Origin of the sequence: Streptomyces sp. NBC_00096 (assembly GCF_045041305.1) — a bacterium.
In the GTDB taxonomy this organism is placed as follows: Bacteria; Actinomycetota; Actinomycetes; order Streptomycetales; family Streptomycetaceae; genus Streptomyces.
In genome coordinates, this window is the sequence record NZ_CP108221.1 from 3504376 (window position 1) to 3528063 (window position 23688).

At 69.1% G+C, this 23688-nt stretch carries 24 protein-coding genes and 1 tRNA gene; 8 read left to right on the forward strand and 17 right to left on the reverse strand.

The genetic code is table 11. The features are described from left to right. Positions 1-20: 20 nt before the first annotated feature. The 7 genes from OG904_RS15395 to OG904_RS15425 form a co-directional block, all read right to left on the reverse strand. Positions 21-623 carry a hypothetical protein gene (locus OG904_RS15395; RefSeq protein ID WP_405491256.1) on the reverse strand — a complete coding sequence of 201 codons (603 nt, stop codon included), beginning with the start codon at positions 621-623 and terminating at the stop codon, positions 21-23. Between the two features lie 169 nt (positions 624-792). Further along, on the reverse strand, positions 793-1839 hold the full coding sequence (locus OG904_RS15400) for a serine hydrolase domain-containing protein (RefSeq protein WP_405491258.1): 1047 nt from the start codon (positions 1837-1839) through the stop codon (positions 793-795). An 87-nt stretch (positions 1840-1926) separates the two neighbouring features. Next, positions 1927-3024 carry a glycosyltransferase family 4 protein gene (locus OG904_RS15405; RefSeq protein WP_405491260.1) on the reverse strand — a complete coding sequence of 366 codons (1098 nt, stop codon included), beginning with the start codon at positions 3022-3024 and terminating at the stop codon, positions 1927-1929. After that, on the reverse strand, positions 3021-3557 hold the full coding sequence (locus OG904_RS15410; protein WP_405491262.1) for a dCTP deaminase domain-containing protein: 537 nt from the start codon (positions 3555-3557) through the stop codon (positions 3021-3023). Before OG904_RS15410 ends, OG904_RS15405 begins: the two co-directional genes overlap by 4 nt. Continuing rightward, entirely contained in the window at positions 3554-4090 is a 537-nt protein-coding gene (dcd, locus tag OG904_RS15415) for a dCTP deaminase (protein ID WP_405491264.1), read from the reverse strand. Before dcd ends, OG904_RS15410 begins: the two co-directional genes overlap by 4 nt. Then, on the reverse strand, positions 4087-5316 hold the full coding sequence (locus OG904_RS15420) for a metallophosphoesterase (RefSeq protein ID WP_405491266.1): 1230 nt from the start codon (positions 5314-5316) through the stop codon (positions 4087-4089). Before OG904_RS15420 ends, dcd begins: the two co-directional genes overlap by 4 nt. Further along, positions 5313-6593 carry a UDP-N-acetylglucosamine 1-carboxyvinyltransferase gene (locus OG904_RS15425; RefSeq protein WP_405498033.1) on the reverse strand — a complete coding sequence of 427 codons (1281 nt, stop codon included), beginning with the start codon at positions 6591-6593 and terminating at the stop codon, positions 5313-5315. Before OG904_RS15425 ends, OG904_RS15420 begins: the two co-directional genes overlap by 4 nt. A 214-nt stretch (positions 6594-6807) precedes the next feature. Between OG904_RS15425 and OG904_RS15430 the strand changes: the two genes are divergently transcribed. Together OG904_RS15430 and OG904_RS15435 are read left to right on the forward strand one after the other, a co-directional pair. Beyond that, complete coding sequence (locus tag OG904_RS15430) at positions 6808-8085, forward strand: helix-turn-helix domain-containing protein (RefSeq protein ID WP_405491268.1); 1278 nt, start codon at positions 6808-6810, stop codon at positions 8083-8085. Further along, positions 8082-8636 carry a flavoprotein gene (locus OG904_RS15435; protein ID WP_399483748.1) on the forward strand — a complete coding sequence of 185 codons (555 nt, stop codon included), beginning with the start codon at positions 8082-8084 and terminating at the stop codon, positions 8634-8636. Before OG904_RS15430 ends, OG904_RS15435 begins: the two co-directional genes overlap by 4 nt. 48 nt (positions 8637-8684) lie before the next feature. Here the strand turns inward: OG904_RS15435 and OG904_RS15440 are convergent, their stop codons facing one another. Then, positions 8685-9854 (reverse strand): helix-turn-helix domain-containing protein, encoded by a 1170-nt coding sequence (locus OG904_RS15440; RefSeq protein WP_399483746.1) that lies wholly within the window; start codon positions 9852-9854, stop codon positions 8685-8687. Continuing rightward, positions 9841-10635, reverse strand: a complete 795-nt coding sequence (locus tag OG904_RS15445; RefSeq protein WP_399483744.1) for a hypothetical protein — start codon at positions 10633-10635, stop codon at positions 9841-9843. The genes OG904_RS15440 and OG904_RS15445 overlap by 14 nt, the downstream gene beginning before the upstream one ends. A gap of 259 nt (positions 10636-10894) precedes the next feature. On the opposite strand from OG904_RS15445, the gene OG904_RS15450 reads away from it, so the two are divergent. Beyond that, positions 10895-11332 carry an NUDIX domain-containing protein gene (locus OG904_RS15450; protein ID WP_405491272.1) on the forward strand — a complete coding sequence of 146 codons (438 nt, stop codon included), beginning with the start codon at positions 10895-10897 and terminating at the stop codon, positions 11330-11332. A 63-nt stretch (positions 11333-11395) separates the two neighbouring features. Here the strand turns inward: OG904_RS15450 and OG904_RS15455 are convergent, their stop codons facing one another. The 5 genes from OG904_RS15455 to OG904_RS15475 all read right to left on the reverse strand — a co-directional run bounded on the left by OG904_RS15455 (position 11396) and on the right by OG904_RS15475 (position 17130). Beyond that, on the reverse strand, positions 11396-11776 hold the full coding sequence (locus tag OG904_RS15455; RefSeq protein ID WP_399483741.1) for a hypothetical protein: 381 nt from the start codon (positions 11774-11776) through the stop codon (positions 11396-11398). A gap of 356 nt (positions 11777-12132) precedes the next feature. Beyond that, a complete protein-coding gene (locus OG904_RS15460) occupies positions 12133-13833 on the reverse strand; it encodes a relaxase/mobilization nuclease domain-containing protein (protein WP_405491274.1) in 1701 nt (566 codons plus the stop codon). After that, positions 13830-14117 carry a mobilization protein gene (locus OG904_RS15465; protein ID WP_399483737.1) on the reverse strand — a complete coding sequence of 96 codons (288 nt, stop codon included), beginning with the start codon at positions 14115-14117 and terminating at the stop codon, positions 13830-13832. The genes OG904_RS15460 and OG904_RS15465 overlap by 4 nt, the downstream gene beginning before the upstream one ends. A gap of 365 nt (positions 14118-14482) precedes the next feature. Next, on the reverse strand, positions 14483-15298 hold the full coding sequence (locus tag OG904_RS15470; RefSeq protein WP_405491276.1) for a DUF2637 domain-containing protein: 816 nt from the start codon (positions 15296-15298) through the stop codon (positions 14483-14485). Between the two features lie 323 nt (positions 15299-15621). Next, positions 15622-17130: a DnaB-like helicase N-terminal domain-containing protein gene (locus OG904_RS15475; RefSeq protein WP_376508233.1), complete on the reverse strand. Its 1509-nt coding sequence runs from the start codon at positions 17128-17130 to the stop codon at positions 15622-15624. A 308-nt stretch (positions 17131-17438) separates the two neighbouring features. On the opposite strand from OG904_RS15475, the gene OG904_RS15480 reads away from it, so the two are divergent. The 5 genes from OG904_RS15480 (at position 17439) to OG904_RS15500 (ending at position 20975) form a co-directional block, all read left to right on the forward strand. Beyond that, entirely contained in the window at positions 17439-17930 is a 492-nt protein-coding gene (locus OG904_RS15480) for a helix-turn-helix domain-containing protein (RefSeq protein ID WP_399483735.1), read from the forward strand. 145 nt (positions 17931-18075) lie between these two features. After that, a complete protein-coding gene (locus tag OG904_RS15485; protein WP_399483733.1) occupies positions 18076-18351 on the forward strand; it encodes an excisionase family DNA-binding protein in 276 nt (91 codons plus the stop codon). Continuing rightward, positions 18351-19508, forward strand: coding sequence for a tyrosine-type recombinase/integrase (locus tag OG904_RS15490; protein WP_399483731.1), 1158 nt, complete (start codon positions 18351-18353; stop codon positions 19506-19508). Before OG904_RS15485 ends, OG904_RS15490 begins: the two co-directional genes overlap by 1 nt. A 389-nt stretch (positions 19509-19897) precedes the next feature. Next, on the forward strand, positions 19898-20365 hold the full coding sequence (locus OG904_RS15495) for a hypothetical protein (RefSeq protein ID WP_390406280.1): 468 nt from the start codon (positions 19898-19900) through the stop codon (positions 20363-20365). Beyond that, positions 20328-20975, forward strand: coding sequence for a hypothetical protein (locus OG904_RS15500; RefSeq protein WP_405491280.1), 648 nt, complete (start codon positions 20328-20330; stop codon positions 20973-20975). The genes OG904_RS15495 and OG904_RS15500 overlap by 38 nt, the downstream gene beginning before the upstream one ends. A gap of 32 nt (positions 20976-21007) precedes the next feature. Here the strand turns inward: OG904_RS15500 and OG904_RS15505 are convergent, their stop codons facing one another. From OG904_RS15505 to OG904_RS15515, 3 genes are all read right to left on the reverse strand, one after another. Next, complete coding sequence (locus OG904_RS15505) at positions 21008-21922, reverse strand: hypothetical protein (protein ID WP_405491282.1); 915 nt, start codon at positions 21920-21922, stop codon at positions 21008-21010. Beyond that, positions 21915-22667: a restriction endonuclease gene (locus OG904_RS15510; protein WP_399483723.1), complete on the reverse strand. Its 753-nt coding sequence runs from the start codon at positions 22665-22667 to the stop codon at positions 21915-21917. Before OG904_RS15510 ends, OG904_RS15505 begins: the two co-directional genes overlap by 8 nt. A 752-nt stretch (positions 22668-23419) precedes the next feature. Further along, positions 23420-23490 (reverse strand) — tRNA-Gly (locus OG904_RS15515). Positions 23491-23688: the final 198 nt, after the last annotated feature.

Consider the following 23688-nt stretch of genomic DNA (forward strand, 5'->3'; position numbering starts at 1 on the left):
AGTAGAGCAGATCGGACGCCCTACCGGGTCATGTAGTCGCGGGTGTCGAACGCGTCGAGTCCGGCCCAGATCGGTTCGGCGCGTTTCTCCAGCTCCTGCAGGACCTCGTCAGTGCTGCGGCTCGTTGCTTCGGACAGTAGGCGGGCAGCCGCACCCGAGTAGTAGGCGAGGGCGACGAGGAAGTCCATCGACGTGTGGAAGCCGTACTTCCTGTCGATCTCGAACAGAACCTCGGCCATTCCGGGTCGGGCCTCCGGCTCGAAGATCGGGCGCACCAAGGAGGGGATGTATCCCCAGACGACGTCTCCATCCTTCAGGGTCCGGTCAGTGGCTATGTCGACGGCGTGCTGGGCGGAGAACTGCTGGAGCAGTTCGAGCGGGCTGAGCGGGCTGTGCTCGGAGAACATGATCGTGGCCTCGGCCGCCGTGCAAGCCAGATCCATGACCAGGCGCTGGAGACCTTCGTGCTCGAACTGCTTGAAGCAGTCACTCAGGACGGCAATCTCGGGAGCCTCGTTGCGGGGCCGGCCTTCGCGGGGCGTCTCGATCATTCCGGCACGGATCATCGGCATGACGTACCCGGTGGGCTTGCCGTAGGACAATCCGGCGGTTGGAACAGCCATGATTCGCTCCTGCCTCGGGAGTCGGGGGCGGCGCGGCTTGTTGGACTTCGCTCGTCCCATCGACGCATACCTCTCGTACGGGTGGTGTTGACCCATCAACGAGGAAGTGATTTCTGCGGTCGCTCCGCCAGGCGAGGGATCGAGCTGGCCGCCTTCGACCCGCCCACCTCTACTGCGGATTGCTTGTGTTGAAGGCGGTTGCCCGGAAAGCGTTGCGGACGGCCGTGAGGGGCTCGCGGTCGCGGTTGAGGCGGAGCTTGTTGGTCAGAAGGACGGCCCAGCGGTTCTGGGGCGGGCTGATCCACATGCCGGTGCCGGTGAAGCCGTAGTGGACCCAGATGTCCTCGGCGGGGTCGGTGCCGGGGGCGGGGTGCCAGAAGAGGCCGCGGGCAGGGGTGAGGTCGCCGGTGTGGAGGCGGAGGGAGTCCTTGATCCAGGTGGGGCCGAAGGCGGCCTGGGCGGGGGCGAGCAGGTGGCGGAGGAAGAGCGCGAGGTCGTCGAGGACGGAGAAGGTGCCGGCGATGCCGCAGACGCCGCCGAGGAGGCGTGCGGAGAAGTCGTGGGCGGTGCCCTTGAGGTGGGTGCCGGTGGTGTCGTCGTACTCGGTGGGGGCGCAGCGGGCCGCCTCAGCATCGGGGAGGGGGCCGAAGCGGGTCCCAGTCATGCCTAGTGGGCGCCAGATCCGGTCGGTGGCGAGCTGGTCCAGGGGCTGGCCCGCGAGGTGCTCGGCGAGGTAGCCGAGGATGAGGGCGGCTCGGTCGGTGTACTCGACGGCTTCGCCGGGCGGGCGGTGGAGGGCCTCGTGGAGGACCCCGTCGCGGATGTCCTGGTGGTCGGTGCCGTAGAGGTTCTTGAGGTTGGCACGCAGGGGCAGCCCGGCGGTGTGGGTGAGCAGGTGATGGGTCGTGGCCTCGGCCAGGGGGTGACCCGCGACTTCGTCCCAGAAGGTGCCCAGGGGAGCGTGGAGCTGGAGTTTCCCCTCGTCCACGAGAGTGCCGATCGTGGACCAGACGGCGAGGATCTTGGTGAGGCTGGCCACGTCGAAGACGGTGTCCAGCCGCATCGGCTCGTCCGGCTGGGTGGGGTCGAGGAGGCCGACGGTTCCGCTGGCCTGGATGCCGTTGGCGTCCCCGACCGCCCACACCGCGCCGGGGTAGACCTCGTCGCGTACTCCGGTCTGCAAGAGCTCTTCGATCCGGTCGCTGGTGTGGGTCATGGTCTCCCGATCGTCGTGGGTCGCGGGTGGTCCACTGGCCAGGTTAGTGACGCGGCCAGGGCAGTGCCCGCTGCGCCACAGGCGGGGTCAGGCGAGCCGTCGGCCGAGGTCGGAGATGGCTGCGACGGTGGTGCTGAGGGGGAAGCGGGCGGCGTTGGTGCGGCCGGATGCCCGGAGCATCTCCAGCAGGCCGGGTGTTGTGCGCAGGCGGTGGAGATCGTGGGCTGCGGTGGTGGCGTTGGTGAAGTCGGTTGCCAGGCCGCTGCCGGAGAGGGCTTCGCTGAGTCCGGGGACGGGTTGGTAGAGGACGGGGAGTCCGCAGGCCTGGGCTTCGAGCGCGACGAGCCCCATGGCCTCCAGGGTGGTGGAGGGCACGGCAAGGACGTCGTGGTCGGCGAAGACCTTCCAGAGTTGTTGCCGGCGGAACCAGCCGAGGTAGCGGACGTGGACACCATGGTGGCGGATGACCGGCGTGAGGTCGTGGAACTGGGCGCGTGGGGCGGCGATGCTCAGCTCGACCGAGGGGGTGGCCGAGATGGCTTGCAGGAGGGGTTCGAGCCCCTTCTCGGAGCTGAGGCGCCCGGCGAAGAGCACTCGCAGATGGCTGGCGGGGCGCCGGGCGGGCCGGGGTGGTGGGCTGGTGAGGAGATGGTCGGGGACGCCCCAGGGGATCTTCTCGATCTTGCGCCTGTCCGTCTTGGGAGTGAGCTTGAGGAGGCGGTCTGCCATGGCACCGGTGGGGACGACGATCGCGTCGGCTTCGGAGGCGGCCTCGCGCAGGACGCGGAGCTGGGTGCTGTGGTTCTCGGCATACAGCAGGTCGGTTCCGTGGACGAACGCGATCCGCGGGTGGGCGGGCAGCGCCCGCAGGAGAGCGGGGGTGGCGCCGAAGGCGAGGTGGTGCAGGTGCAGGATGCCGATCTGACGCGGGTCGATGGCGGTCGTCATGGCGTGGCGCAGGTTCGTGATGTACCGGCTGAAGGCGGGTCCGCTGATGGACTTGCCCGAAGCGTGGAGGAGGTCGAGGCCGGCAGGCGTGCGGGGTCGGGGACCGTCGGGAGCGAGCATGAAGGCACGGGCGGGGATGGCGGGTTGTGCGCCGGTGTAGAGGTCGAGGAAGAGTTCGACGCTGCCGCCGGGGCTGGGGTACGGCAGGTCGAGGGCGGTGGCGACGAGGGCGTTCATCGACGGCCTCCGGGGTTCTCCTCGTAGAGGCGTGACGTCTCGATGCCCTCGCTGGTGCGGTACTTGAGGCCGTGTTGCTGGTAGCTGGCGGGGGAGCCGTGGGTGCGGAGGAAGACGAGCTTGCCGAAGGTCATGCCGGGCCGGACGCGTACGGGGCGGGTGGCTCGGATCTCCAGGGTCCAGCGGATCGCGTGGCCCTGGTGCCCGAGCGGCGCCGATACGTGGACCCAGATGCCGAGGGATCCGGTGGTCCGGTCGCCGTTGAGGAGCTGGGCGTAGGTCTCGGAGCCTGTGCGCTCCAGGGTGTGGCCGAGGTAGAGGTGGCCGGGCTCCAGGACGTATCCGTCGTCGGGGAGGGCGAGCTCGCGGAAGGCGGTGGGAGCGGCGGCGTCGAGGTCCCCCTCGCAGACGCGGAGGGTGCTTCCCAGTCGCCAGTCGTACGCGTTGGGGGAGAGGCGACTCGGGTCGTACGGGTCGATGGCGAGGTGGCCCGCGGCGTGGGCGGCGGCGATGGCAGGTCCGGTCAGGATCACGACGACGCCTCCGATGCGTCGAGGTCGCGCCAGTAGGCGGAGGACTGGGGACCGGAGGCCGCCTGGTACTTGCCCGCGTACAGGTCCACCGCGCCTTCGGAGACGAAGAACATGATCTGCCCGATCCTCATCCCGGCGTAGACACGGACGGGACGGGTCGGGGTGAGCATCAGTGTCCACTGGCCGTGGAACCCGATGTCCCCGATCGGTGCGGTGATCTCGACGAAGAGGCCGAGGCGGCCCACAGAGGAACGGCCGAACAGCAGTGGGACGAAGCAGTCGGAGCCCACCTCCTCCTTGGTGTGCCCCAGGTACAGCTCGCCGGGCTGCAGCGTGTACCCGTCGTCACCGATCTGGATGCGGCGCGTGGGATTGGGGCGATGGGAGTCCAGGACCTCCTCCGTGTAGGTGAGAAGGACCGGTCCGAGGCGGACGTTGTAGCTGTTCGGGTTGACCTGGGTGGGCAGGAACGGATTGATGCGCAACCGCCCGTCCTGTGACGCGGACGTGATCTCGGGGCCGGTCAGGATCACTGGTCGTCTCCGTTCGTCAGCATGCTCCGGATCGCCGAGCCGAGGCCGAGGCCGGCGGGGTGGGTACGGCCGCCGAGGCAGCTGTCGGCCAGGTAGTCGGTGGTCAGCACGCTCGTCAGCCCGGCCGGAAGGGGGTTGGGCGAGGTGACGAGTGGGCCGACCCGTTCGGCGAGGTGCGCGACGAGGGCCTCGGGATCGTGGCGGTGGGCCGGCGCGACGCGGGCCTCGACCAGGGTGTTCGCGAACGGCTCGATGGCCAGCAGGTCACCCGTGGTCAGGACCTCGCCCAGCAGGGTCGTGCGAACGGTGGTCTCGTTCAGGACGACCGCCTCCCTGCCCAGTCCGCTGTGGAGCCGGTCGGCGACGGCCTGGAGGAGGGCCCGGCGGTCGAGCTGGTGGTTCCGGTAGGGCTTCGCGATCCGTCCGAGGGGTTCTGCCAGCTGGGCCTCGACCGTGGCCATGCGGTCCCGCAAGGAGGCCAGCTCGAGCGGCAGGTCCGGTGCTGCGGCCTCGGCGGAGTCCGGGAACAGGGCCGTACGTCCGACCCAGCCGACGGAACCGGGCGCCGCGATGGCGTAGCCGACGGCGAGTTCGCGGCCCTTGAGGACGACGGTGTTGCCGACGCGGGCAGGGCTCGTGTGCCGGCTGTGGCAGTGGCCCGCGAAGATCGCGTCCAGGAAGGGGCAGGCTTCGGCGAGCTTGAGGTCTTCCTCGAAACCGGAGTGGCTGAGGAGCACCCAGGAGTCGACCTCGTGGTGGTGCGCGAGCATCAGTTCGCGCAGCGCTTGCACCGGGTCCGTTGCCCGGTGTCCGGACCGTTGGCCGACGGGGATCGAGTCGAACGCCTGGAGACCGATCACCCCGGTGACGGCCGTACGCCGACCTGCGACCTCCACGATGCGCAGGCGCCGGAAGAGGGAGTTGCCGCTCGCAGTGTCGACCGTGTTCGCGCACACGGTCCGCCGGTGGAGCACCGGCTCGAAGTAGTGCGGCCAGCCGTGGTTCCCCGGCGCGATGACGTCGTACAGGCCGAGCAGGATCTCCCGTTCCAGGGCGCCCTGGCCAAGCCGGTAGTAGCCGGTGCCCTCGAAGAAGTCACCGCAGTCGACCAGGAGATTGCCCGCTCGCGACTGGTGAAGGTGGCCGAGCAGCAGGTCGCCCGCGCCGAGGGCGGAGTGGACGTCGGTGGTGGCCATGATCTGGCGCACCGAACGGCTCGCGGTCATGGGGCGACCTCGCAGATGTCGGCGCCGAGGTGGAGGAGCTTGCCGGGCAGGTCGGCGTGGCCTCGGCGGAGCTGGTCGACGCCGCCGGGGGTGGTGATCCCGCGAGCGGTCAGAGCGGCGACCATCAGGGCGGATCCGGTGCGGATGTCCGTGGCCTCGACACCGGCGCCGGTCAGGCGCTGCGGCCCGGTCAGCTGGCACTGGGTGGGCGAGATCTCCTCGATCTTGGCGCCGAGCCTGGCCAGCTGCGGAAGCAGGTTGCCGTGTCGGCCGGGGTTGATCGAGTCGGCGAACAGGTGTGTGCCGGGCTGGCTCAGGGCGAGGGCGATCAGCGGGGGCTCGAAGTCCGCGTCCAGGCCGCCCGGCGACAGGGTGGCGATGGCCCGCAAGGGCTGACCTGTCGGCCGGGCGTTTCCGCCGTCAACGAGGAGAGCCTCCCCTCGGACTGAGGTGGGGATGCCCAGACGCTGGAACGCGGCCTGCAACGGCACGAGGTCGCGCCCGCGGATGCCCTCGATCCGCGCGTTGCCCCCGGTGGCGGCCACGGCACAGGCCAGGGTCCCCGCCTCGATCTTGTCGCCCGGTACGCGCCAGGCGGGGAGCTCGGCGGGGATCGCTCCTGCCCTGAAGTCGAGGACCTGCTCACTGACCCGGGCCTCCCAACCCGCCGCCCCCAAGGCGTCCAGCACAGCGAGGACTTCCGGCGACAGGTTCGGCAGGCCCAGGCGCAAGGCCCGGCCGGCGACGACCGCACGGAGCACGGCGGCGATCGTCGCGCCGCGCGACCGGAAGGGCAGCGCGAGGGAGACCACGCCGGTACGCCGTTCACCGGCCTCGACGATGTAACCGGCGTCCTGGACGGTCACGTGGTCACCGAACGCCTCGTACACCTTGAAGTGCAGCTCCATCCCGCGCTCCCCGATCCGGCAGCCACCGGGCCAGGGCAGCCGGGCGCTGCCCTGTAAGGCGAGGAGGGCGGGCACCAGGTAGTAGGAGGCCCGGATACCCGCGGCACGGCCCAGATCGGGAGTAGTGGGTGCGGTCTCCGGTGCCATGACCAGCAGGCTGCCCTGCTGCCCGACGGCCTGAGCGACATGCCAGCCGGCTCCCTGGAGCAGTGCCAGCATGGACTGGACGTCGGCGCTGGCCGGGACGTTGTCCAGCTGAACCGTCCGTCGCACGGCCGCCGCTGCGGCCAGCATCGGCAGGGCGGCGTTCTTGGAGCCGTCGACGCTGACGGAGCCGGACAGAGGGCTCCCAGGGCGTACGGCGATCACCTCGGGGTTCGATGCAGAGGCTTGGGTGAGTGCCACGATCAACTCCTCCTGGAGGGGTGCGGTTCCACCAGGCAACCGGTTCGTGGGCGGGCTCCGCGATGTCCTGTGCGGGCGCTGCATCGCTTATGCACGTTGTGCATGGCGGGCAAGTTCCCTGCCGCTAGGCTCGGTTGAGCAGGCAGGATCGGTCTCGGCAGAAGGGGCTGTGGCGCAGATGGCCGACACACAGGGCGAGGCACACCGCATCGGTGAGCTGCTCCGCCAAGCGCGGGTCTTACGGGGCCGCTCACAAGCGGACGTGGCCGCCGATCTGGGCTACCACCAGTCGAAGATCAGCCGCCTGGAGGGCGGGCGCGGAACCGAGGACATCCGAGTCCTCCGTGAAGTCGCCCGTGTCCTGCGGATCCCGCCGGCCCACCTCGGGCTGGTGGAGACCGCCTTGGAAGCCGAGCCCGACGATCCGGAGACAGAGGACATGCTGCGCCGCCGTACCCTGCTTGCCGCCAGTGTCACCATGCTCGCTACCCCCGTACCCGTGGCGGCGGCGCATCCGGCCCTGGTCCAGGCTCTGCTTCCCGGCGTGCTGGCGGCTTCGACGACGGAGTCACCCTGCGCGGAACAGCTTCGGCAGCGAGCCATGAACGTGCGGCAGCTTCTGACCACGTGCGACTACGCGGAGCTGGAGCGAACGCTTCCCGGCCTGATCACGGATCTGCGCCAAGCGGCCCTCAGCTCAAGCCAGCCCGAGGAGGTGTCCCGCTTCCTGGCTACCGCCTACCAGACCTCGGCCAGCCTCTTCCTCAAGCGGGGAGACGCGGGTATGGCGTGGCTCGCCGTCGGCCGGGCCATGGCCGAGGCGGAGCGGTTCGGCGACCCGCTGGTCCTCGCCGCCAGCGTCCGGCTTCAGGCGCACGTCCTGGTGCGTGAGCAGCATGCTCGCCAGGCGGTCACGCTGATCCAGCACACCGCTTCCCAGCTCACCGGCTCGTACGACCGCCGTTCCCCGCACCATCTCGCCGTCCTCGGCCTGCTCCTGCTTCGCGGAGTCACGGCCGCGAGCCGCGCCGGCGACCGAGCCGCGACCAGCGAGTTCGTCGCCGAAGCGAAAGAGGTCGCCCAGTACATCGCTCTGGACCAGCCGGACGTGTGGGCCAACTTCAGCCCGACCAACGTCACGCTGCACCAGATCAGCGCCGCCGTGTCCTTCGGTGACGCCGGCATCGCCCTCGACGCGGCCCGCCCGCTCATGCGCCGCCACATCCCGGTACCCGAGCGCCGAGCCGCCCTCTGGATCGAGACCGCCCGGGCCTACGCCCAGCAGGGTCGTCTCGCCGACGGCTATCAGGCCCTGCGGATCGCCGAGACCTGCGCCGCCCAGGATGTACGCCGTCCCGCTGTCCGCGAACTGGTCGCCGACATGGCCGCCCGGGACCGCCGTCGTACGCTGCCAGAGCTCCACCACTTCAGCCGTCGACTGGGAGTACCCGCGTGACCGAGCCGCAGCGCAAGCCCTTCCTGTACGTCGTCGTGTGCGCAGCCGGGGTGGCTGACGATGTCGGCAGACTGATCAGCGCCGCACAGGAGCGGGGCTGGGACGTGGGTGTGGTCGCAACACCCCAGGGGCTCGGCTTCCTGGACGCCGCGGCTGTCGAGGCCCAGACCGGGTACCCGATCCGCTCGGCGTGGCGCTCACCCGGCGAGGCGCGGCCGTTCCCGCCGGCCGACGCCATCGCCGTCGCGCCGGCCACCTTCAACACGGTCAACAAGTGGGCGGCCGGATTCGCGGACAACCTCGCCCTCGGCATCCTGTGCGAGGCCACCGGCATGGGAGTCCCGACCGTGGTCCTCCCGTACGTGAACAGCGCCCTCGCCGCTCACCGGGCGTACCAGAGAAGCCTGGCCGAGCTCCGCGAGATGGGCGTCCTGGTCAGCAGCTACCAGCCCCACCCTCCCAAGTCTGGCGGAGGTGCCGACCGCTTCCCCTGGCTGGAGGCGGTCGAACTCCTGGCCCCAGCAATCCGCACCGAGGTCGAACGCCCTTGAGATGCCTCGCGGTCGGCGTGGACTGTGTTGGTAGTCGGAGCCTTCGCCTTACTGGACGAGGTGGAGTACGGGCCGTTGTTCCTGGACGCCGAGTAGATCTCGAACCCGCCTGTTGGTCCAAGCCAGTTCATGCGCCAGCTCGGACACCGAGAGATTCGTTTCCTTGGACGCCAGGTCGAAGGCCTGACCGAGCAGCGAAGGCTGCTCACCGGAGAAGTTCGAGACCGACTCTGGCGTGAAGCCGGGCTGGCCGTCGAGAGCGCGCAGGCGCTGGTACGTCCTGCTGGCGGTGGCGTCGGAGATCAGTCCCAGCTCGCGGCATCGGTAGACGAGCGACTGGAGGGATACCCCCCAGACTCCCCTCAGCTCCGCCAGTCGTGCGATATCCATCCGCCTGGGCAACAGGGGCAGGATGCTGGCCTGAGGTGTCAGGAACTCGGCTGCGAACGCGTCGGCCTCTTTCTCCTGGCGGCTGTCGCCGGTGGCATCGCCGTGAAGCACCAGGTGGCCCAGTTCATGCGCGGCAGTGAACCGGTGCCGGTAGATGTCGTCCGCCCGGTTGGCGGTCAGAACGACGAGTGGCCGCGCGGCCCGGGTGGAGAACGCGTCCACGCTCGCAGCGGAAGGATCACTGGCTGGTGGCATCACCACCACGATGCCGTGCGACTCCATCCGGCGCACCAGGTGTGTGACAGGGCCGTCGCCGAGACCCCAGCGCCTGCGCAGCTCGCGGGCGGCGGACGCTGGATCGGTGGACAGCTCCTCGCCGGGGTGGACCTCCCCGCCGGCGAAGCCGGGCAGATCGACGAGAGGCAACTGGATCCGCTGTTCGAGCGCGTACGTGAGCTCCCAGACCTGCTCGGCGAAGGCGAGAGCGCGCTCTCGCTGGGCCTTCGGTGTGCTGCGCAGGCTTCGGAAGTGCGCCATGGAGGCGTCGAGCCGGTTGGCCGGTCGTCCCAGCAGGAAGAACGTCACCGGAACCCCGAGGATCTCCGCGAGACGGGGAATCAGGTCGGGCCGAGGCTTGGAGACCCCCGTCTCGTACTGACCCACCGCGGCGGGCGTCACTCCGAGCTGTGCGGCCACGTCCTTCTTCGTCATCTCCGCCAGCCGACGGGCTTGCGTCAGCCGGGTGGGGTCGAAGCCGTCGGAGATGGCACGCGGCGTGGCGCCTCGTTCTTCCGTACCGGGAATCAGGTCTTGCTTAGTGAGTCGCATCGTCTTCGCTGGTCTGGTCCTCGACGGGTTCTGCCTCGGTCCGACCGGGCACGTGCAGAGCCCGGTCCGAGGCGGTACGAGAGGACAGCGTAAGGGTGGGTTCGGTTCCGTCGGCGAAGCTGGTGTGCGCCGTCGCCTGGGCCGGGAGGAAGATCGGCCGCGAGGTGTACGAGGTGACCTCCTGCGGCAGGTGGAGCGGCTCGGGATCGGTGGTCCACTCCAGCCGTTGGTCGATTCCGAGAGCCGCGATACCCCAGTAGGCCTCGAGCAGTTCGGAGGCGTTGCAGGCGAAGGGCACCAGGATCAGTTGGGTGTCTGGCGGGACGGTAGCCAGGGCGCCACGCGGTTCAATGACCGGGACAGCCGTTCCGAAGTCGAAGTCGAGCGGGTCCTGGGTGTGCTTCGGCGACGGCGCGAAGGTGAAGAGCTCCTTCACCAGCCGCGTCTCGTTGGGGATGCGCGCGCTGCGTACGTCGGACTTGGTCCTGGCGTACCGGAACGGGTAGAGCAGTCCGTTGCCGATGAGCATCAGTTCGTAGGGGAAGCCGAAGGGCTGGACCGAGCGGGCTCCGGGCAGGTCCTTGAGTTCGTCCTGCAGTCGCTCGTACTGGTTCTCGTACCGGCTAGTGCCGTAGGCGCGGGTGGTGCGGGATCCGCCTTGTTCCTGTGCGGCCTGTGCGTTGGCCTGCATGTTCCGAAGGCCCTGTCCGACGCCGAGGCGTACGGCTGCGGCCTGATTGCCGAACACGTCGGTCGCCCATGGCGACGGAGGCACACTCATGCGGACGACTCCTAGGGTCGGACTACGCATCGAAGCATTCCAGTGCGGTCCTGACTTTAGTTGATGTCCGAGTTTTTGCACAACTGCTTGTGTGTTCGGCGTGTTTGCCCTCAGTGGATCACCGCCGGGCGCGCTGCCCTGCAGCAGCGCGGAGCGTCCCCACGCATCGCTGAGCGTCGTTCATCGCTGGGCAGTCCGTCCACGTCGATGGCAGCTGGCTGCTGCACTGAGACGTCAACAACCAAGGAGACAGAGCGAAATGATCGAACGAGTCAGAGCCGTCCTCGTCACTGCGAACGACACGATGCTGGTCATCCGTCGCACCAGGCCCGGAATCCCCGTGTACTGGGTGCTGCCCGGTGGCGGGGTCGAGGAGGGCGACGCGTCCCGGGAGGCCGCTCTCCACCGGGAGATCCATGAGGAGATCGCGGGGAAGGCCGACATCGTCCGCCTCCTGCACACGATGGAGTCCGACGATGAGCGTCAGCTCTTCTACCTCGCCCGCATCGCGACGTGGTCCTTCGAAGACCGCACCGGCCCCGAGTTCAGTGCCGAGGGACGCGGCGAGTACGCGCTGGAGGAGCTCCCGCTGACCGCGGAGGGGCTCGACGGCATCGACCTCAAGCCCCAGGAGATCGCCCACGTCCTGCGGGGCGCTATCGGCGCCGGCATGCTTGCGGCTGGGGTCGTGGCGTAGCCATAGACATGCGGACAGGCCACCGGGGCCAACGCTGAGTCGCGTTGGCCCCGGTGGCCTTGCTCAGAAGGTATATGCGGTGAAGGGCCGAGGGGCCTCGGTCATGAGGCCAAGCAGCCGTTCGAGCTCTGCCCTCTCGTCTTCGCTCATGAGCTCGACGGCGTTGCCGAGGGTCTTCCTCGTCAGCTGCTCCATGAACGGAGCGAGGAACCGCTGGAGTGCGTCCGGGGCTTCCTCCAGGGTCCGCAGGTACTCCATGTACCGAGTGTGCTGGCCGGCGAACTCTTCGAACTCGTAGCGGGTGGCGCTCCAGGCAGCGGCCTGCTCTTCCTTGGTGAAGGGGCGGCCGTCTATGTGGGACCAGGTCTTGGTGTCGCGCCGGTATTTGAAGTTCGAGTCGCAGAGGAGGGCGACGACGGTCGGTCGGATATCGGTTTCAGGCATGCGAGTGCTCCTCGAAAGTGTGCGGGAAGGGGTGTTGTTTCAAGTGTCTGGAGATTCCCCGGTTTGGCTGACCGGGGATCGTCGGCTATATTCCGCCGCTCGCTCCGATCGCTGGGGGCAGGCAAGGTGCAGTTGGGCGGTCGGGCGCCCTGGGCAGAGGGGCCAGTCGGGCACGGCGGGTCAGGCCTGGAGGCTCGTGCCGCCCATGGGGCGCGATGACTCTGGTGCGGAATTCGGTCTGGGCATGGGGGGATTCCTTGCGGGGTGATTGCTGGTCGTGCCTTCAATGCTCCGCAGGATCCGGGAATTCGATAATCCCGGATCGTCGGATATAAGAGGTCCTGCTGTCGGTCGTCTCAGCGGCGGCGGGCGTTGTCACTTGCGGGCTTGACGGTCGTCTGCGCGATGTACGCCGGGGCCTGGATGCTGCCGGTGCGCACCGTGCCGACAGGCGCGCTACTGGGGTCGGCGGGAAGCTGCGCAAGGCGCCGGAGCCGCCAGACGAGGACGTCGCTGATGGAGGTGGCGCTGTCCAACTCCCGCCGCTGGGTTGCTTCGGCGAGCAGGTCGGCGGGGCTGTGGCCTGCCGCCTGGGCGTCGGCGAGGGTGGCCGCTAGGGCGGGCCAGCCGGGCTCGGCCAGGATCCGATCCGCCAGTTCGGGGACTGCGTGGCGCAGGGCCGCCGCTTGCTGGTGCTGCAGGGGTCGGGACATGTGTCGGCCCCGCTGCTGGAAGAGGGCCATGGGCTGGGCCGCGGCGGCTTCGTAGGCGGCCCGGAGGTGGTCGGCTGCCTGGAGGGCGGCGACGGCCTGTTGGGCGTGGCTCTTCCTGGCGTGCCAGGCGGACGCCGCCACGGCGAGGAAGAAGGCCATGTCGATCAGCATCGCGCCCGCGGCACCGTCCTCGCCCCGTCCCAGGGCCGGACCGCTGTGCACGAGATCGCGGGCAGCCTGGCGCAGGGCCTGGTCCTGGCCGCGTTCGGCCCGGATGTGGGAGCGGGCCGCCTGCTCGAAGGCTGTCGCTGCTTGGCGCAGCTGGGTGCGGGTGTGGGCGGCGGAGGTCTTGGCGAGGGCGTCGAGGACTTCGCCGGCGGCGGCGAGCTGGGCGGCTACGGTCCCGTCGTCACCGTGATCGATGAGGAGAACGGCATGCCAGACGGCTCCCGTGGCGTGGCGGCGAGCGGATGCGGGTCGGCTCGCCTGGGCGGGCGTCGGCCGGGTCGGTGCACCGGTCCAGCGTTCGCGGAGGCGGGGCAGGGAGAGGTCGGGCGTGAGCTTGGACCCCGAGTAGTGGACGGGCGCACCGTCCTTGTTGCGGTCCTCGGGCAGGGCGACGGTGTAGCCGAGGGTGTCACCGGAGGGGGCGGTCCGGCGCTTGACGAGGAGGCCGGCGGAGGCGAGGCGGTCGAAGAACTCCGCCTCCGAGCCGGTACCCGCGGCGGCGCGGCGGACGGTCTCGCGCAGTTCCTCGCGGGCGGTACGGTCCCGGCCCTGTCGCTGGGCTTTGTGGCGTTCGGCGCTGGTGGGGCGCTTGGCCGCGGTCCCGTCTCCGGGCGCCACGCGGTGAAGGTCGTAGTCCGCCTCGATGCGGCGGCATTCCGCCTGGGCGCGCTTGCCGGAGCGGTGGTGGTCGGGCTTGCGGCCATCTTCGCGTACGAGGGTGGCGATGAGGTGGATGTGGTCGTCGGCGTGGCGGACGGCCGCCCAGCGGCAGCCCGCACCGTCGCCGGGGTCGATGCCGGTGGCGGCGATGACACGGCGGGCGATGTCCGCCCACTCGGCGTCGGTGAGCGTGCGGTCGCCGGGGGCGGCACGGACCGAGGCGTGCCAGACGTGCTTGTCCGGTCGGGTGTCCTCGGAGAGGAGGTGGAGGGGTTCGTCGAGGAGCTGCTGGAGATCGTCTTCGGTGGCGCCGAGGTCACGGCCGGGGTCGGGGGCGAGGCCGTCGAAGGAGGCGACCAGGCGGGGGTCGACGTGCTCTTCGCTCCGGCCGGCGCCGAAGAGGTAGGCGATCAGACCGGCGGTGCTGGCGCCCTGTTTGTGGATGGAGGGGATCAAGCGGTCTGGGTTCCTTCGGGGTCGGTCATGCGGGCGGTGACGCGGTGGATGTTCTCGGCGGCGCGGCGGACGGCGGCGATGGTGTCGTCGAGTCCTTCGGGGGCGATGCCCAGGTGCAGGGCCTTGGCCGCCTGGTTGAGGTTGTTGTTGGTGAAGCCGAGTTGGCGGCGCAGGGTGAACAGGGTGATGAGGACGTCCTGCTCGGTGGCGATGACGGCAGCGGTGCGGTTCAGGTCGCGGGCCGCGGCGAGTGCGCTGTGCGCGACGAAGCCGGCCTCGCTCATGTCGACGGCATCGGCGCCGGCGGAGACGAGTGCGCGCTCGGCTTCGCTGAGACGGACGCTGAGTGCGGGGCGTCGCTTCTTGGCGCGGGCACGGGGCTTGCCTCGGCGCTTCGCAGGCTGCGGTCCGCCCTCGGCCGCAGCCTTCCCGTCCCGTGCCCCCTGGCGCGGGACGGGGCCCACCACCCCCGGGGCGGGCTGCGGTTCGGACGCGCCCCCGACGGGGGAGTGTCCGAACCTCCAACTTGCTGCGTCTGAGGCCGAGGTGGTCGTCTCCGGTGCGAGGGGTGGAGGGGTCTGCTGGTCGTGCACGTGGTGCTCCTAAGAGGGGTGAGGTGGTGCGGGGTGAGGTGCAGTGATGCGGCTGGTCAGGACGTGGTCCTGCTCGGCTCGTCGACTTCGGCCTGCAGAAGGCGCTGGGCTTCTTCCGCACGGACCCGGCTGATGGAGAAGCCCTTGGCTCGGACGGCCGCCTCGATGTGGCGGCGGGAGACGCGGCCCTTCGGTCCCCGCTTGGCGGTGCGGCCGATGTCGAGGACCTCCTCCATCGAAGCCCGGGGCAGCCGACTGTCGGCCTGCTTGGCCCGGTTCGTGGCCGCCGCCTTCTCGGTACCGCCCGCCGCCTCTTCGGTGGGCGCCGCGCTCGGGGCAGGCTGCTGGGCAGGGCGGTCCGGAAAGGGTTCGGCGACGAGCGTTCCCGGCTCGGGGGTGGCGCTTCGATCCGCCTGGGTTCGGCTGTGGCCGACCACGGTCTTCGGATCTGCCGAACGAGGCGCTTCGGTCTTCGCCACCGTGGCGTTCGCCTCCGAGCGAGGCGTGGCGACGAGGCGGTGGATCTGCCGCATCAGCACGCCGAAGGCCAAGAGCGCCGCAGTCGGCGGGACCGCGGCGACCACGTAGTCGAGGACGGGGACGGGAGTCTCCCCGGTGCCGCTGACCCCGGCCACGTTGAGCACGATGGATCCAACCGAGCCGGTGGCGGTCAGCGCGATGGCCCACCCGTCCGGCTCCCGGCGAAGACCGGCATGCAGCATCAGGAGTTCGCCGATGACGACGAAGGCGTCCAAGGTGGCCGGCCACGCCCACTGGCGGATGGGGGAGGCGGCCAGGCCGTGGGCTCCGGCGACCTCGGCCAGGTGCGCGTACGAGAGCCAGAACCCGGCGGCGGTCAGGACGATGATCACGGCGCCGGCGGCGGCGAGGACGTAGCGCCCGGCTGCCTCCGCAGAGGTGGGTCGGGGTATCGGGTTGGTGTGCAGAGGGGTGCTCCTGATGGGGGTTGGAGGGGGGCGATCACGGCGTGCACGGAGGGGGCGTACACGCGAGCCCCCTTCTAAAGGGGGGCTCGCGCGTGAACGCTCTGGCACGTGTACGGCGTGTACGGGTGCGTGACCGGATGACCTGCGGTTTTCTGCGATGCGTGAACGCCTGAGGGGTGGCGTGGGTGGGGCTGTGCCCCGAGGGCGCGTGTACGCCCCCGTGTACGGACGCGCGCCCGATGGCGGTCTTAGGAGACGGCGCCGATGCGGCGGACGGAGGTCCGGTAGCGGGCCTGCTGGCCGCCCCCGTTGCCGCCTGCCGCGCCCTCGGCCTTGGTCGCCAGGCCGTTCTTCACGAGGCGGTCGAGGATCCGCCTGGCCTTCTCGGTGGCGGCGCGGTCCGGGTTGTTCTCGCCGCTCTGGATGACGGCGAGTTCGCGGACGGTCAGCCCGTCGGGACGCTTGCGGAGCATCTCGGCGGGATCCAGCGCGGGGTCGACCTGGGAGGTGCCGCGCTCGTGGTCGTGGATCACCTGGAGGGGGCCGATCTCGCCCGTGGAGCACTTGACCTGGTGGATGGTGACGGCGAGGTCGCCGGCCTCTCCGGACACGAACAGGACAGTGCCCGCACCTGACGTCAGCCAGGTGGAGCCGTAGACGCGGTCCAGCGACGGCCGCTGGGCGCGCGGCGTGCCCTCGCTGCCCTTGCGTTGGTGATGGAGCTCCATAACCTCAACGCCGTTGCGTATGGCTCGCTGGCGGGCGTTGTTGTACGCGACCGCGAGGGCGTCGTCGACCAGGGTGCTCATCGCGTCCTTCAGGCTGTCGATCACGATGGTGTCGGCCTGGTGGGCGGCGGCGAGGTCGGCGAGGAGGTCCGGTTCCTTGTCCAGGGTCGCGGGCAGTGGCCCCTGCCAGACGGCGAGCCCGTCCCGCATGCGGGACTCGTGCTCGGGCCTGATCCGGCGGGCCATGGCCTGCGCGATCTGCTTGGGCCGGTCCATCGCGAGGTAGAGCACGCGCTTGCCCTGGGCGACCGGCATGTCGAGGACGCTGTCGGTCAGGCCGAGGCGGGCGAAGATCAGCTGATGCGCGAGCGTCGTCTTCCCGACGCCCGGAGCTCCGACGATCATCAGGCTCTCGCCGGAAGCCCAGGCCGTCTGTTCGCGGGTTCCCCACAAGGGTTCCTTGTCGGCGCCGGTCTCGGTGAGGAACCGCCAGCCGTCGGTGATGTAGCGCGACAGCCGCCCCTGACCGGAGGCCAAGGCCCGCTCGCGCTCGGCCCGGACCTCGGACTCGACCTCGCTGCGGATGGCATCAGGGTCGGCGCCCGGCTCCATCGCGCGCTGCACCGTACGGATGCCGGAGGCGAGCAGGCGACGCAGGTCGGCCTTCTGGCGGACGATGCCCGCGTAGTGGAGCGCAGCGTCCACCGCTGGCGTGGCGCCGTACAGCTGGTGCATGTAGACCTTGCCGCCGACCCGGTTCAGGTCACCCTGTTCCTGGAGCCGGTTGCCGAGGACGATGGGGTCCGTCGGCAGGTCTTCGCTGCGCAGGGAGAGGATGGTGCGCCAGACCGTCTCGTGGGCCGGGCGATAGAAGTCGGGCCCGTCGAGCAGGTTGCGGACGGCGTCGATGACGTCGGCGCCCTGCATGCAGGCGCCCAGGACAGCAGCCTCCGCGTCCGCGTCGTACGGCGGCACGGCGGTCATGTCCATCGCGGCGAGGTGTGGCGGGTTCGGCAGGGGGTCGTCCATACTGGACAAGAAGCTCCTCTACGTGCGGGCCACATGGGACGGCAATCCCGGCCTCGCAGGTCAGTCGTTCAGGGATGGGCGGCGTGAGGTTTGCGCTTTGGGCCCCTCGGTGTTGGACCACCGGGGGGCTTTTTGCATGTCTGGGTAGGGGGTCGCGGACTCCAGGGGATCGCTGCGGTCTTCTGGGGGTGATCGAACTGTACCACATATTATGCGGTTGGCAGAGGTCTATGCGAACCGCAGAGGATGATGTATGGTTTTGGCATGCCGCAAAACCGTGGCCGATGCAGCGACAGAAGGGAGGGGTGATGCCGCAGGACGAGAGCGACGCCCCCGAGGGGGTGCTGCTCAGTGGCGAGGAGAACGCCGCCGTGCGCATCAAGCTGGAACGGGAGAGGCGCGGTTGGAGCACCACCGCGCTGTCCGACCTGCTCAACGAGGCGGGCTTCGACATGAACCCGTCCGCGGTCTGGCGCATCGAGAACCGCAAGCGCCGGATCAACCTCGACGAAGCCATCGGCTTCGCTGAGATTTTCGGCGTCCCGCTCAGCAACTTCGTCGGGCCGCCGAGCCTGGCGGCCATGGGCCGAGCCATGGAGCTGATCGACAACGTGGTGGCCACCTATCGGGCCTCCTTCCGCGCCGGCGCCGAAGCCGCCCAGGCGCGGGACGACCTCGCGGCCTACCTGGCCGACCACCCCGAGATCGCCACCGAGGCCGACGCGATGGTCTCCAACGCCATCGCCGCCGAGGCGATGAAGATCAACACGGAGCGGTACGGACAGCCTCCCGGCGCGTAGCCGCACCCCGCCTCACCTCGCTGCCCTGGGCCCGCAAACCCCCAGCTGGCAGCCGCAGTACCGCCCATCCCATCCCTGAACGACACACCGGCCGGCTCAGGGGGTTGCCGCCCCCGCACAGCTCGGCCAGAGACCGGAGCACTGCTTGCGCCACCAGGCGATACCCCACACCTCCGTCCAGCGCCCGCGCACCGCGAAGGAGGTGACCACCCCCGACACCTTCCTCACCGTGGAGCAGGCCGCCGAGCGCCTCGGCACCGGCGTGCGCTTCATCCGGCGCCTCATCCAGGAACGCCGCATCGGCTACGCCAAGTTCGGTAAGCACGTCCGTATCGCCGACAGCGTTCTCGCCGCGTACATCGACGCGAGCACCGTCCCCACCCTCCGCGACGCCCGTTCCCGCTTCGGGAAGGCGGCCTGATGGCGGCCCGCAAGCCGCAGCGGCGGCGCGAATTCGGCACCACCCGCCAGCTCCCGTCCGGCCGTTGGCAGGCGCGCTACTGGGCCCCCGACGGCAGCCGCCGCACGGCCCCGGAGACCTTCGCGACGAAGACCGACGCGCAGGACTGGCTCACCCTCACCAAGGCCGACATCCAGCGCAACCACTGGACCGACCCCGACGTGGGCAAGGTCAACTTCGAGGCGTACGCGCTGAAGTGGGTGGACGAGCGGGGCCTGGCTGCGACCACGGACGAGCTGTACCGCCGGCTCCTACGTCTGCACGTTCTCCCGGGCTTCGGCGATCTCGACCTGGACGAGATCACCCCGCCGACCGTGCGCACCTGGCGGGCCGAGCGCCTGACCGCCACTGGCGCCACGACGGTCGCCAAGTCCTACCGGCTGCTGAAGGCCATCATGGAGACGGCGACCGACGACGAGCTGATCCGCCGCAACCCGTGCCGCATCAGGGGTGCGGGAAGCGAGCAGGCCAAGGAGCGCGCGACCGCGACCGTTGCCCAGGTCGACGCCCTCGCAGAGGCGATGGGCCCGCGCTGGCGGCTGATGGTCTACTTCTGCGCCTACGGCCCGATGCGCCCGGAGGAGCAGGCGGCCCTGCGCCGGACCTCGGTCACCCTGGATCCCCTCGCCGTACGGATCACGGAGGCAGCCCCGGAGCTGAACACCGGCCGCCGCGTCGAGGGCGACACCAAGTCCGCGGCGGGTGTCCGGACGATCCACCTGCCGGCCTTCCTCTACATGGAGGTCAAGCGGCACCTGGACTGGTTCGCGGAGAAGGCGCCCGACGGCCTGCTGTTCGTGGGGGAGAAGGGAGCACCGTTCCGGCGCACGTCCTTCGGCCGCAAGTGGGCCAGGGCCCGCGCGAAGGTCGGCCTGCCGAGGGATTTCCGCTTCTACGACCTGCGCCACACGGGCCACACCCTCTCCACGCAGTCCGGCGCGACTCTCAAGGACACGATGGTCCGCGCCGGCCAGTCCTCGGAGAAGGCCGCGATGATCTACCAGCACTCCGACGACGAGCGTCAGCAGGAGGTCGCCGGGGGCATCGATGCGAAGGTTCGAGATGCTCGCCAGAGAGGTACTGGGGTTGGCAAGGCCAATGCAACGAAGGCCGTCTGACACGGTTGGGTAGGGCGGCACTTGTCGCTCTACCAGGCGGGTGTCCTCACCGCATATGGAGCGTCGCCTCTGTCTTCATTCGGTGCCGCAAGACTGCAGCAGCCTTGCGGCATCGAGTGGGCCAGGTGTACGAGCCCTCTGCCCACTCGTGCCGATGAGTAGGCAGGGGGGTCCAGGCTGCCTATCGAGTCGTATCACCAGGCGGTCCGGGTGAGGCCGACGTCACGTAAGACGGCCATCGAACCAGACCGTCCCCGGAGCTACGTACCGCACATTGATCACGGCTCGACATACGCCCTGGGCGCGACCTGCCGCCAATCAGCCGCAAGCCATGGCCACCCAGCGCTATGACAGAATGACTGTCAGCAATGATCATGGGAGGGCTCATCATGGCCAATGTACTGATCAGGCGCGGGATCTCGGGGCTTCCGGGCGTGCCCCGCCAGGGCGACCGGGGGAACTACCCGTACGAGGCAATCACCGTGGCCAAGGTCCTTCGGGCTGCCGGGGTGACCGTCGAGTTCGAGGACGCTAAGCCGGAGCGGGATTACCACACACACGACTCGGCCGACATCTGGCTGCCCGTCATCGAGTTCGCCACGGATGTAGGCAAGGACCTGGTCGTCGCAGCAGTGACTGCGATGGTCACCCGCTACATCGTGAGGCGACAGGACGGAGCCAACACGCCAGCCGCCGACGAGGTCACTCCTACGTCGGCAATTCTGCACCTTGAGGTCATCAGGGAAGGCGACCGGACCCACCTGCGGCTCGACGGACCGCCCGAGGCCGTCCTGAAGGCGATCGAGGAGATCGACTGGCGTGGAGAGAACGAGCATGGCCGGCTCTCCGAGGACTGAGTGGGAACTGTACGAGCGCTGCGTCGCCGCCCTGCGCAGCGTGCGGACAGTTCAACATCCCGATGCAGCAGCGAAAGCGACCCTGCTCGGGTTGCGTGGCCAGCTCCGGGAGGCAATGGATCGCGCAGAATTTCGCGATCCAGCCCTCTTCGAGTCAGCCCATGAACTTGTTGATGAGGTCGGAACCCTTCTCCGGCGTTACTACTCCGAATCCTGCACGTTGCCCTACCGCGACGGCGCCTACTACCGCGAGTGTCCGGTGGATCTCGCCCATCTGCGAGTGGGCCTGAGCCCTGAGATCCGAGTGCTGGAGTCCGAGTGTTCGATCTGCAACCTCGACCCGGAGGACTGCGATCACCTGCCCGGCGAGATGTACGACGGCCGAGAGTGCTTGAGCGTCATCACCAAGGCCGAAATAACGGCCGTGGCCATCGTGGCCAACCCGCGGCAGCTGGTCACCAGGTTCACCAGTGTCCCGGCGGGGACGACGGCGGAACTAAGCGCCGCCTTGGGCCCAGAGTTCCGCCCCGGAGTACAGCTCAACTGTGACCGATGCCTGTCCGGCTGCACCGGGCTTAACCATGGCTTCGCGGGTGCCAATCACGGCTAGTGCGCGGGCCTGCCGATCGGCGAGTACGCGCCCTAGCCGATCCAGTCCATGGCCCTCATCGCAGCGATGACCAACTGCCTTGCATCAGGATGTGTGGGCGTCGTCAACTGGTGCGCCATCTTGTTCCGAGCCCGGAAGAGCTCTCCGAGGCTTGACCAGAGAGCTGGATCGTCCTGCTCGAGCGACCGCCCGATCACCACTTTTGCGATCGGACCGTACAGATCAACGGCGGTGCCGTGTATCTGTTGGAGCGACCGGACGCTGGGTGTGGAGCCGGGAGGCCGACGGGACTTGAGTGACTCTTTGGCGTAGGTCTCGGCCGCCACGGCAGCCAGCAGAATCGCAGTCCCTGGCTGTGGGCTGTTGGTCGACTGCGTGAGGTATCTCGCCTGCGAGAGTAGCGCTCGTGCAGGCGGCAGCCCGTCGCGCAGTGCGCTCATTGCGATGTCGGCGGTCAGGACAGGCAGCCCTCGGACAATGGGGTAGCCCGGGTTGAGGGGTTCAGGCACTGTCAGCGGGAGGCCCTGGGTGATGTTTGTTGCCGTGAGGGAGAGAACCTTCGGTATATGACCAACCATGCCCACGCTCGGTTGTTCGACCCGCAGAGCGTCAGACAGGCGCGCAGCGGCGAATCTGATGGCTGCGACGGCAGCCTTCAGCTCTGCCTGGACGATGGGCTCATCAAGGGCGGGAGGAAGCGTGAACACGGTGTGTGCCGTGAAGTGCGTCGGACACAGCGCCACGGGCGCGTCTTCGTCCCCCAACCATCCGTGGTATCCCTCGGCAGGGAGTCGTCCTTCGAACTTTGGGAACGCGAGTACAACATCGAATGCGCCCACTGTGGTCGTTAGCGGCCGAGACGCCAGGGCGATATCGATGTCGCACATACGGCCGACCGTCGGCTCGCTTGATGCTTGGTAGACGGCCTCGACTCGGATCTCATTCATAGGGAGACGATGTTCCTCTGTCTGATCGATGTTGCGCAGCCGGATATTTCGAGCTCTTGTTTCGGGGCGGTGGGACGGCGCGGAGCAGTTCCCACAGTGGGCGTGAGCCGTTGGCCCATTGGGCGAGGAGGTGGCGGTCGACGAGGTGGAGGCGCTGCGACTTGGCGAAGCCGGGGGCCTGCTTAGAGAAGCGGCCGTTGGTGAGCATGACGATGACGTCGCCGTTGTGGATCTGGCGTCCTGTGCCGTTGAGGCGTTGGAGGTCGGGGGTGCCGACCGCGGACCCGGACCAGCCGTCCTTGCGATGCTTGCATTGGATCACCCAACGTCGACCGAAGGGGTCCGTGGCCTTCACATCGGCTCCCTGGTCGCCACCTCTACCGACTTGCTCTGCGTCCTGGCAGCCGTCTCGACGGAGTAGGTCTCGCACGGCGTATTCGAACTGGGTGTAGTGCAGGCCGTCCAGGTGCTCCACCACGTACCGGAGCCCCTGGGCTCGAGTGGCCTCCTGGCGGGCTCGCTCCTTCTGCAGGTGCATCCACATGGCGATCGTGCCCGCTAGAGCTGCGACCGGGAGAGCGAGGACCCAAAGGTGGTCGGCCAACCAGGACTGCACCGACATGAGGAAGCCGGATGCCCAAATGCCGATCAGGCCGATCACCAAGAGGAACTGGAAGTCGGAGCCCTTCTGCTTACGCGGCCGACTGCCTCGGTTCGGCCGGCGTCGAGCGGGGCGGCGGGTCACCGGCCGTTCCCTGTGCTGGGGAAGACGATCGGATAGGAGACCGTCGGTATGGGTTGGGGTGCTGGGCGGTTTTCCCACGCCGGCCACTTGATCGGGTAGACCACCGTCGACTGCGGCCTGGGTAACTCCTGACCCGAGCCCGCTCCGGCCCCCGCAGATGTTGTTCCGTTCCCGAAGACGATCACTCCGGCGACGATCAGGCCGAGTGTCGCGGTCTCCCGCCGGGCCCCGGCAGGGAGCCGGACGTGGCCTTTGACCCGAGTGCCGTCTCCTCGGAAGTAGTCATTGATCCAGGGCACAGCTGTATCCCCCCACCAGTCGCGATGCGCCTCCCTGCGCACCGGATCCATGAAAGCACTCGCCACTGACAACGCGTCACCTACTTGTCACCACTCGTGATCATCTGCCGAATCGGGGCGGGCCCGCCGGCGCTTCGACGGGGAGTGCCTTCGGGGGCATTTGGAGGGGCGGAGGGAGCGCTGCGCCGTCGCCAACTTCGCCGTGCGGGCGGTGTGGTTGAGGGCTGCCTTCAGGGTTGCGAACAGGTGAATCCGAGCGCTCATGTGGCGCGGGTCACATGAAATGCGTCCCGCGATCCGAGGCGATTCCGCGTCCGAGTGGTGCGGGTGGTGCGCGGAAGGCCCTCCGAGCAGGGCATTTCTGCGAGTTGGGGCACGCGGAGGGCACGGAGGGGTCGCAGAGGTCTAGACAACGACGAAGCCCCAGGTCGCTGACCTGGGGCTTCGTAGAAGAGCGGATGACGGGAATCGAACCCGCGCTATAAGCTTGGGAAGCTCATGTTCTACCATTAAACTACATCCGCGTAGTGGTCCAGTCGCCTGGAGCCCTATCGTTTCTCACCCTACCCCATGATCGACCCCCGGTGAATTCGCCCCGGGGGTCGTGTTGCGTGTGGGGTACATGGGCGGTCGTGGGGGCGGGAGTTGGGGCGTAGCGTGTGCCTGCGTGGTGGCGGCTGGAGTGGCGGCTGGAGTGGGTCTTGTTCATCCCCTAATGTGGC